We start from the raw sequence: 10,865 nt of genomic DNA, 5'->3' as shown, positions 1-10,865 counted from the left end.
GTGGTTATCATCGACCAACAAAATTCGTTTTTCATAATCATATTGTTTTAATGGGATAACATTTTTATCGGCAATAAGCTCTTCCGTTTCAAAGAGTAGTTCATCAATAATCGCCGATCCATCCAATAACAATTTGTGCTTTTCAATTGGGTAAATGGTTAAATGACGCTCCATCGTCAGCGCGTAACGCTGATTTTGGTCATATAAATAGCAAACTTTTGCTTGTGTAAAATGCAGTTTAGGTTCCAGTTTGGTTAAGTAATCCGGCGTTTCATCCAACGTTTGCAGATCCACAAAGATCAGATCAAACTCAAATTCAAACTCTTCTCGACGCAAAGCACTCTCAGGCTCTAAGACATTAAGCTGGAAACCAAGATAGAACGATTTCTCACTGAGATAACGATTCACTATGCTCGTTTTGCCAATATAAAGCAGAGATTTCGCCTTCATTAGATCGAGTTTAATATTAGCGACGGCTTGCGAATCATACTCGGGAAACGTTAAAGTAAACTCCGTCCACTCTCCAAGTTCAGAACGGCAGATAATATCCCCTCCAAAAGCATGCATTACTTTACGGCAAAAGGGTAACCCCAGACCATAGCTGCCATTTTTACCGAAGGTATAAAAGTCTTTAAAAATATCGTCCAGCAAATGAGGTTCAATACCAACACCATTGTCTTTCACTGTAATTTGGTGGCAATTCTCACTTGATTTCAAGGTGATATAGATATTAAACATATCGTTATTTTGATAGTAGAACGCATTCTTGAGTAGATTGTAGAGCACGTATTTTAACAGTGTACTGCTGCCTAAAAAATCAAAGTCATCCACCACCTTAAGAGTCACTGCCTGCCTGTCTTCTGGTCTTTTATAAGAAAAACTGCGCAGTGCCTCTTCTATAACAGGCTTTACAGCATGCTTTTTAAAGGTCGATGTTGAGACCCTATTTTGATCAATCGAGGTTAACAGCAAATCAATGGTCTCATTACCGGAGCGAATGACTTCATCAGCATCTCTTAATAGCCCAGCAATCAGCTCTAAATCTTTAGACGGTAGCGTATAAGATTCTGATTTGGATGCCGTAGGATTGGGCAATACTGAACCCATTACTTCAATTGACGCTTTTAACGCACTTAATGGATTTCTCATTTCATGCGCAATCCCTGCGCCAAAAGACTTGGCAATCGACACCTTCGCTTCATGTTCAATTTGGTTACGAAAATAAAACAGGTTGCCAAAAATGTAAGTAAATAGAAAAATCGGTACGTACGGCCATTCCACCATCACTCGCAGTTCCGCGTCCATTACGCCATAAGTCACAAAGTAAGCACATGCTAATGCAATGGCGGCTTGAATCAGCATGACTTTTGTTTCGTGGACTAAGAGGATATGGAGGAAAATAGACGCCATGAACGACATCGCCCAGATCGTTGACCAATCGTTCATCAGCATCATGTAGCCAAAAAAGAATGGCAAACAAAATCCTATTGAAAACAAGTAATAGTAAGGTAAGTAGTGCTGTAAATGTTTCGGCGTTGAATTGCGAAAAATAATCCCCGCAAATAAAATGGCGCAAATCGCCCGTAACTCCATACTTTCATAAGGTTGTGGAAAGAGATAAGTCCACACGTAATAATAAAGGGGAAAACCAATGAACCCCATCCATCCCACAAGGGTGAGGTTCGGCTCAGCGTACTGGTATATTTTTTTTACTACGTCCATGTAACCTTACCAAACTGATACATTCATTTTTATAATCATAATTGTGCATAACCTGACTGTGCATAACCTGTTTTTTTGAAAGCGTCGAAGTCAGTTACACTCATCACGCCATACCTATTAATAACTAGCACAAGATAGACCACATTCCCATTCATTATGCAACAAGTCTTATTGAGCTGCCGTTATTTCTCGCCACATCGACATCAATGCGTAAGGCTATTTGCTCTTTCAGCTCGCTCACGTGAGAAATGATGCCGATCGTTCGGCCTCCTTGTTGTAAGTCGACAAGGGTTTGAATCGCCAAGTCCAATGACTCAGGATCTAAACTGCCAAAACCTTCATCGATGAACAGTGCATCCAGTTTAATACCGCCACTGTATGATTGCACCACATCCGATAAACCCAGCGCTAATGACAACGCCGCCATAAAAGATTCACCACCAGACAAGGTCGCCACATCTCGCCATTTTCCGGTGTAGCCATCTTCGACCATCAGATCAAGCCCTGAACCCACATTACCTTTGGCGCGATCTTCTTTACGCTTGAGCAGGTAACGCCCCTTACTCATGATCTGCAGCCTCATTGAGGCTTGGATCAGCACATCATCTAACAGCACGCCAAGAACAAAGCGGTGTAAACTCACTTTAGCGCCTGTTTTGCCGTTGGCGATATCGCTCAAAGTCCCAAATACTTGGTACTCTTGCTCTAAGGCTTCATTTTTTATATGTAAAATAGCGATTTTTTCTTTCACACTGGTTAAGGCATCCATTTTAGACCGTAACGTGCTCCATTGATCCAGTGCGCTTTGCTGTAACATGGCTACAGCCTCGACCGCGCTTGCATACTCAGCAAGATTGGGCTCACTTTTTTCACTCAGCTCACTGGCTAATGTTTGAAGCTGGGCGTTTAACGTCGTACTTCTTTCGTCAAATTGTTTGATCTGCTTTTCAAGCTGCTCGATCTGCTGTGAAGATAAACGTGCCTGTAAATAGTGCTCAGTATCGTCGAACTGGCTCTCAATCAGCGCACTGTGCCACTGCTGCTGTGACTGCGTAAACGCATTTTGCCAATGTATCTGGTGTTCGACCGCCGCCGCAAACGCCGCTTTCGCACCAGAAAAATCGGCGTTCGCTTGATTGAAGCGCGCTTTGGTTTCCGCATCTAAACGGTTGAGATTAGCCAATTGCAGCTCTAACTGGGTTAAAGATTCGTTCAAATGCAAACTGTCTTGATACGACTCCGGGATCCCTTGGCTTAAGGCAGAAACTTCGGTCTGCTCTTTGGCAACCGTCAGGGTGGCCTGTTCGACTTTATGCTGCTGCGTTTCAGCATTTTGCTTAGCTTGTGCTAACTGCAGTTCTAATTTTGCCAATTGTTGAGCTAATTGCTCTGGATTGAGCGATTCAAGATGAGCAATGGAATGTTCAAGATCGCTTTGAGCTTGCTGCAGTTGTACTAAACTTTGCGTATTTCCAGATAATGACTCCCTCAAACTTGCCATCTCTTGTTCAAGCCGTGCGTATTGGGTCGCTCGTTGCTGTTGCTGTTTTAGCGTTTCTTGCTCTGTGGCCAGTTTGTTTTGCTGTATCGCTCTTGCCTGCTGCACTTGCGCCTTAGTCACCGTTTCTCCGGCATAACGCGCTAATTTAGGATGATCGCAACTGCCACACACCGGGCACTCGTCGCCTTGCTCCAAGGTTCGAGCCAGCTCGGCGGCTTGGTTGGTGTGCCAAATCAGCTCTAATTTATCGGCTTGCTGTTTCGCGTCCAATGTCGCGCGCTGTGCCAAATCAAACTGCTGCTGACTATGGCTCAGTGCAGCTTGCTCTGTGGCTAAACGCTGTTCAAGCTGCTGCAGCTTTAATAAGCGATCAATCTGCTGTTTGATGGTTTCAAGCTCTAAGCGCTGGCCTTTTAACTCAGCCAACTGCTGGCTAACTCTTTCGCACTCTTGACGCTTAAGCATAATTTGCTGCTCAAACTGCTCAACAGCGGTGCGCAAGTTGTGGCGATTTTGCGTCGCGAGCTCCACTTCACGTAAGGCTTGTTGCAGCGCTTTTTGATGATGTTCTCGCTCAACAAGCTTAGTTTTGATTAGGTTTAAGTCATAAATTTGTTGCATCAGATTCGGCACTATTTTGACTTTTTCTGCCGCGTCTTCTTGAGCCGCTTTAGCTTGTTGCCACTGCTGTTGTGACTGTGTAAGCGCTTGTTCTTTTTCGACTTTTACTTGGTTGGCCGCTTCTAACTGACGTTGTGACGATTGTAATTCGTAATAGGGTGAATCTAAGCGCGTAGCTTGCAAGGCTTGATGCCTTTGAGCTTTTACCGCATCGATGACTGACGATTGTGCATCGTGATCGGCTTTAAGTTGCACGAGTTGACGCTGCTCTTGAAATTGTTTAGCAAGGGTTTGCGCCGCCTTTTGCTCGCTACTCGCTGCATCAAACTTTTGCTGGGCATCTAGGTACGCTGCGTGAGCGGCCGTTAATTGGGGTGACAGCTCAGCAATGCACGCTTCAAGGTGTGACTCGCTAGTTGCGTTCACGACGTCCAATGCGCCTTTAATTTGGTGATCAAATTCTTCTTTCGCTTTGCGGATCCCCGCCGCTTTCTCAAACAGCGCTCGTTCAATTTGGCTATAAATGTGAGTTTGAAACAACTGACCAAAGATTTGCTCCCGCTCTTTGGAGTTGGCAGTCAGTAATTCACGAAATTTCCCTTGGGGGATGACCATCACTTGGCGAAACTGTTTTACATCTAAACCGATCAATTCCACCATGGCTTTACCGACGGGATTGGGTTTGTTAGCAAGCAATTTCATTTCACCATCGACCCATTCAAACAAGCTCGCGGCATGGGATTTTTTTGTTGAGCCTTCACCGCGTTTTTTCGGCACTTCTTGGTCGGGCGAGCGATCAACTTGGTAGATTCGCCCGCCAAGCTCAAACTGGTAGCTGATTTCGGTGAGCGTGTGCGGGTCCGCGTAGTCGCAGCGCATTTGATCACCAGTACGCTCACTGCCTGTCGTTTCACCATACAAAGCGTAGCAAATGGCATCGAGCAGTGAACTTTTGCCCGCTCCGGTTGGACCATTAATCAAAAATAGCGGCGAGGCTCCCAAGGCGGTAAAATCCACCACTTCTTTATGAGCAAAGGGGCCAAATGCTTGCAGAGTCAATTGTATTGGACGCATTAGACTTGGGCTCCCGGCTTTAGTGCTTGAATGACGTCGATCACCGCTTGCTCTTGCGCTGCGGTTAACGCTTCTTGCTTAGCTTCTAAGAAAAAATCGCGGAACATATCCACCTCACCGCGTGCCAAACGTGCACGCCCCATTGCTTGATCAACTCCCACCAACATGCCCGGTTTTTCTAAATGCAGTACGTTGGGGTAGGATTGACGCAGTTTTTCCATCGGGTCCAGTATCGCGTGTTTGTCGGTAAGACGAACCAACAGATAATCGTGGTTGTGTGGGTCTGTTTTGCCTTGCTCTATGATCTCCAGCAACTCACCTTCAATAATACGCATGCTATGAGGAGCAGTCAGTGGCACATGCGTGGCGCTGGCAAAACCTTGTTCATCAAATTCAACCAAGGTCGCTCCTTTCTTGTGGTGCTGCTCTGAAAAGCTGTATTTCATTAGAGAGCCAGAGTAACGGATATACTCTTCCCCCTTTTTCTGCGGTTGGTGCAGATGGCCGAGCGCAACATAATCAAAAGGTACAAAGTGTTGATGACTGACACGATCAGAGCCGCCAATGGACAAAGGACGTTCAGAGTCAGATTCGATAGCGCCATCAACAAAGCAGTGGCCAATCATAACGTGACGTTGTGACGGATTCCACTGCGATATAATCTTCTCAATAAGGTATTGATGGGCTTCATCATGGCTGGTTACGGACTCTCCAAAGTGGTGGCGAACGACTTCAGGGTCGTTATAAGGCATACCATAAAATGCCACTTCACCAGCAGTGGCTGATTTTAGCACCACAGGCTGCATCATCTGTTCAAAATTGCTAATAATGTGCAAGCCCGAGTGTTGCATCTGCTTGGCCGCAAAGCCTAAACGCTTCGCCCCGTCGTGGTTACCGGGGATCATAATTAAGGGGATGGAAAGCTCGTTGCACACCCGGTTGACTATATCATCCATCAATTCAATGGCTGCAGTCGGTGGAACTGAACGATCGTAGATATCTCCGGCGACGATTAAAGCATCCACCCGATTACACTGCAGATACTCAATCAACTGATTGAGTACTGCGCGCTGATCATCCAATAAAGAAACGTTGTGAAATTGTCGACCGAGATGCCAGTCAGAGGTGTGAAGAAACTTCATTCCAACCCTAAAAATATCGAAAATCAAAGTGCTTCATAATACGCGATTAACCAAGAAAAGCGACGTAAGATCGAGAAAAACACCACTTCATCGAAAAAATTGACGGCTGAAACGACTTATATTAGTTGCGGAATATGCTTAGACCTTCAACAAAAAATGGAAGGCCTAATACTGCTCCACTAAGACTGTACCGATAAGTTCGCCTTAACTCTCTGCTTGCTCGTAAAAATAATCAGCAGACGCTGTAACCCAATAAAACTAAACAATAAAATTCCAATGATAATTTTTGTCCACCACGAGCTAAGCGACCCATCGAAGGTGATGTAGGTTTGGATAAGTCCTTGTATCAGCACGCCAAACATCGAGCCAAATACAGTTCCAACCCCTCCTGAAAGTAGTGTCCCGCCAATAACAACCGCAGCGATTGCATCCAACTCAACGCCAACAGCGGCTAGTGGATAACCTGCAGATGTGTAGATAGAAAATACGACACCAGCAATACTCGCAATGAGGGTCGATAACGTATAGATACCGATCGTCGTTTGCTTCACGGGTACACCCATCAACTCCGCAGAAGTAGTGTTATCTCCAATCGCATACACATTATTGCCAAAACGCGTACGGTGAGCGATCAGCATGCCTGCGGCGACCACCACTAACATGATGACAGCAAGTAAACTTAATCGGCCTCCCCCTACCACCTTCCATGACATACGTGACAAAGAATGAAACACGGGGTGATCAATCGGTAATGATTGCTCAGACATTAAAAAACTGGCACCGCGTAAGAAAAACATTCCGGCAAGAGTAATGATGAATGCTGGAATTTTCAGGGTGTGGATCAGCCAGCCCATCATCGCTCCAAATAGAGCGCCTAACATTAAAACAGCAGGAATAGCAATGGCTGGTGCAACGTACCATTCACCAATCATCTTGGCTAACAACACCCCAGTGAATGCGATGACTGATCCCACCGACAAATCAATTCCGCCGGAGAGGATAACAAAAGTCATACCCACGGCAATAATTCCCAAAAAAGCATTGTCAGTCAGTATGTTACAAATGATACGAGTCGAGAGAAATGTCGGGTATTCAAATAAACAAACCAAATAACCCAGCACAAACACCATAATAGTGATAACTAAAGGTAAGTTCCGTTTAAACATGATGCGATCTCCCTTTGATAAACTGTACTAACGCAGGGGACTGGATCACTAGCACGACAAGCACCACAATTGCTTTCACAATTAGGTTCCACTGCGGTTGGTAGCCTGAGAGTAAAATACCCGTGTTGACACCTTGAATAATGAGGGTGCCCACAATGGCTAAAAACAGATTAAAACGCCCACCCATTAACGACGTGCCGCCAATAACGACGGCTAAGATGGCGTCCATCTCTAACCATAAGCCCGCATTATTGGCGTCTGCCCCACGGATGTCGGCCGTAACGATAATACCTGCAATGGCGGCCATAATACCGCTAATGACATAAGTACTGATCACAACGAGCGGCGTATTTACACCGGAATTTTTCGCCGCACGAATATTAATGCCCACCGCTTCAATAAACAGACCGAGTGCACTTTTTTTCGTTAATAACCAAATACCGAGTGCGGCGACGATGGTGATGATTACTGGTGTCGGGAGTAATAACCAAGAGCCACTGCCGATCCACGATAGCGCTTCATTATTGAAGGTGATGATCTGCCCTTCAGTGATGAGCTGTGCAATACCGCGGCCAGCCACCATTAAGATCAAAGTGGCAACTATGGGTTGGATTTTGAAAATAGCAACGAGAAATCCATTCCATAAGCCACAAAGTGCGCCAACGCAAACAGCAGAGAACAGCATCAACGGTACCCCAAAAGTGCCGTGAGCGGCCATGCTGGCCAAAGTCGCACCGCTGATCGCCATGACCGCTCCTACCGAAAGGTCAATGCCTCCGGTCGCGATCACCAACGTCATTCCAATACTAAGTAAAGCCACTGGTGCACAGCGATTGAGGATATCAATCACGCTCCCAAACAGCCGCCCATCTTGGATATTAATGGAAAAAAAGTTATCGGCCACAATCGCGTTGACCAGTAGCACAATCACTAACGCCACAATCTGCGGCGACCCTGTCGGCATTTTTATTTTCCATCGATTTGCCTGATCGACAGGTTTGATAACTGACATCGTCATACTGACCCTCACATCGCAATGGCATTCATAATGGCAGGAACGGAGAGATCAGCAGTCGGGATCTCAGCGACTTGTTTTCGGTCTTTCAGTACAATAACGCGATCGGCATAGCCGACTAACTCTTCTAATTCTGACGAAATGACTAACATTGCTAATCCATTTGCACATAGTGATTCAATTAATCGAATAATCTCTGCGTGAGCACCAACGTCGATACCACGTGTCGGCTCATCAAGGATCAAAAATTGCGGTTTGGTCAGTAGCCAACGAGCGAGCAAAACCTTCTGCTGGTTGCCCCCAGAAAGAAACTGAATCGGCTGCTCAGCCGTAGGCGTTTTTATGTCGAGCTGACGAATGAAACGCTGCGCAATCTCTTTTTGCTCTTGTTTAGAGAGCGGGCTAAACCAACCACGCTGAGCTTGCAGCGCCAAAATAATGTTTTCACGGACAGAGGCTGACGCGATAATGCCATCGGTTTTTCGATCCTCAGGACAAAAACCAAAGCCATTTAATGATGCTTGCCGAGCAGAGCGAACTTTTGCAGGTTTACCATCCACAGTGCAATAACCAGCATCAGTAGGAATAATGCCAAATATCACTTGTGCCATTTCCGTACGTCCTGAACCCAACAGACCCGCTAACCCGACAATTTCACCTCGGTGAACTTCTAAGAAAAACGGGTCAATCGTGCCTTTTTTGCCATAGTTATCAAAACTGACCAAAGGGCTATCACTTAAGCGCGTTTTACCCGCACGGTGTAGTGCATTGTCCTCTAGATCGCGACCAAGCATCATTTTGATTAGTTCTATCTGACTCAATTCAGCCGTCATTTTGGTCCCGACCAGCTCACCATTACGTAGAACAGTGATGCGATCACTCACTTGATAAACTTGATCGAGAAAATGAGTAATAAAAACCAACCCCATCCCTTGGCTTTTTAGCCGACGCATAATGGTAAAAAGCATTTCAACTTCATGCGAATCCAAACTGGCGGTAGGTTCATCAAGAATCAAGATCTTGGCTGAGAGCGACACAGCACGAGCAATCGCAACAATTTGCTGCATCGCAACAGAATATTGGTTCAGAGGCAAACTCACATCGATGTCAAAGCCGTAACTTTTCATCATTTGCTTTGCTTGCAACACCATATTGCTACGATCGAGAAGACCGTATTTCTTCAGTTCACGGCCAATAAAAAGGTTATCAACAATGGACATGTTGGGCAGCAAATTGACTTCTTGGTACACAGTACCGATACCTAAATTTTGTGCATGTGCGGTACTTTGAGGCGAAATCATCTCTCCATCTAAGCAGATCTGCCCCTCATCGCGCTGGTAGACCCCAGTTAACGTTTTGACCAACGTTGACTTCCCTGCACCATTCTCACCGAGCAACGCCATGATCTCGCCACGCCTCAATGTAAAGTCGACATTAAATAATGCTCTAACCCCAGGAAATTCTTTCGTTATCCCTTTAGCATCCAATAATACATGTTCATCTTGACTGTATGACATAATTGCACCGCAAGTCATCTCACCATATTTCTTACATCAACACTCCCCAACACATGTTTTATATAATAGAGAAATATGATGAGACTTTATTTAAGGCAAATTCAAATTAAACAACAGTGATTAATAACCCATATCTTTTTTGAGTGCCAATTCGGTTTTAGCACTATCTGGCAGGAACAATTTAGACTCAGTAACAATATGTTTAGGAGGCAGAGTGCCATTATTTAGATAGTCATGTAATGCATCAAAAGCCGGGCCGGCCATATTAGGTGTTAATTCAACTGACGCATTCGACTCACCAGACATCATCGCTTTAAATATATCTGGCACACCATCAATTGAGACAATTTTAATATCTACCCCTGGTTTTAACCCAGCTTCTTTGATAGCTTGAATAGCACCGATCGCCATATCATCATTATGAGCGTAGACAGCACAAATATTCTTACCGTTACTTTCAGCCTTGATGAAGCTTTCCATCACTTCTTTGCCTTTACTGCGAGTAAACTCGCCCGATTGAGTGCGTATAATTTTTAGGTTGTCTGCCTTATTCACTACATTGAGAAAGCCCTGCTTACGATCTAAGGCCACACTCGCTCCAACCGTTCCTTGCAGTTCAACGATATGACATGGCTTTCCAGCTTGTACCTCTTTCAACCAATTACCAGCGACTTCACCTTCATGAACACTGTCCGCGGCTACCGATGTCATGTAGAGAGAATCGTCGTTCACTGTGATGCCTCTATCCAATAAAAACACCGGAATCTTGGCCTCTCTTGCTTCTTCCAGCACTGGTCCCCAGCCGGTTTGCACAACGGGCGCGATAAAAATCGCGTCAACACCTTGAGCGATAAACGATCGAACCGCCTTGATCTGGTTCTCTTGTTTTTGCTGTGCATCGGAAATCTTCAGTATGATGCCACGTTTCTCTGCCTCTGATTTTGCCACACTTGTTTCGGCGGCCCGCCAACCTGATTCAGAACCAATTTGAGAGAATCCAACGGTGAGAGAGTTCGCATAACTTGCACCACACATCAAAATTGTGCTGATGACAGTGGCCATTTTTAATGGTTTCAACATAATTTGTCCCTTATTACTGTTGTAGAG

7 protein-coding genes are annotated in these 10,865 nt (G+C 45.2%); all 7 read right to left on the bottom strand.

The genetic code is table 11. The annotated features are described in order from the left end of the window. On the bottom strand, positions 1-1,722 hold a 1,722-nt coding region (locus tag B9J87_RS15170; RefSeq protein WP_094151559.1), incomplete at its 3' end, for an ATP-binding response regulator. 154 nt (positions 1,723-1,876) lie between these two features. Further along, positions 1,877-4,918 (bottom strand): SbcC/MukB-like Walker B domain-containing protein, encoded by a 3,042-nt coding sequence (locus B9J87_RS15165; RefSeq protein ID WP_094151553.1) that lies wholly within the window; start codon positions 4,916-4,918, stop codon positions 1,877-1,879. After that, the gene (locus tag B9J87_RS15160; RefSeq protein WP_029388470.1) at positions 4,918-6,060 is read right to left on the bottom strand and encodes an exonuclease SbcCD subunit D; all 1,143 of its coding nucleotides are present in this window, start codon (positions 6,058-6,060) and stop codon (positions 4,918-4,920) included. The genes B9J87_RS15165 and B9J87_RS15160 overlap by 1 nt, the downstream gene beginning before the upstream one ends. 179 nt (positions 6,061-6,239) lie before the next feature. Beyond that, entirely contained in the window at positions 6,240-7,226 is a 987-nt protein-coding gene (yjfF, locus tag B9J87_RS15155) for a galactofuranose ABC transporter, permease protein YjfF (protein WP_094151551.1), read from the bottom strand. Further along, entirely contained in the window at positions 7,219-8,244 is a 1,026-nt protein-coding gene (gene ytfT / locus B9J87_RS15150) for a galactofuranose ABC transporter, ATP-binding protein YtfT (protein WP_199868234.1), read from the bottom strand. Before ytfT ends, yjfF begins: the two co-directional genes overlap by 8 nt. An 8-nt stretch (positions 8,245-8,252) precedes the next feature. Continuing rightward, complete coding sequence (locus B9J87_RS15145; RefSeq protein WP_094147339.1) at positions 8,253-9,758, bottom strand: sugar ABC transporter ATP-binding protein; 1,506 nt, start codon at positions 9,756-9,758, stop codon at positions 8,253-8,255. Between the two features lie 120 nt (positions 9,759-9,878). Beyond that, a partial coding sequence (ytfQ, locus tag B9J87_RS15140; protein ID WP_303396267.1) for a galactofuranose ABC transporter, galactofuranose-binding protein YtfQ occupies positions 9,879-10,865 on the bottom strand: 987 nt, incomplete at its 5' end.

This window comes from Vibrio sp. V19_P1S1T109 (assembly GCF_002241375.1).
GTDB lineage: Bacteria > Pseudomonadota > Gammaproteobacteria > Enterobacterales > Vibrionaceae > Vibrio > Vibrio anguillarum.
Note: the sequence above shows the minus strand (reverse complement) of the source record. Positions and strands in the feature narration are given on the sequence as shown.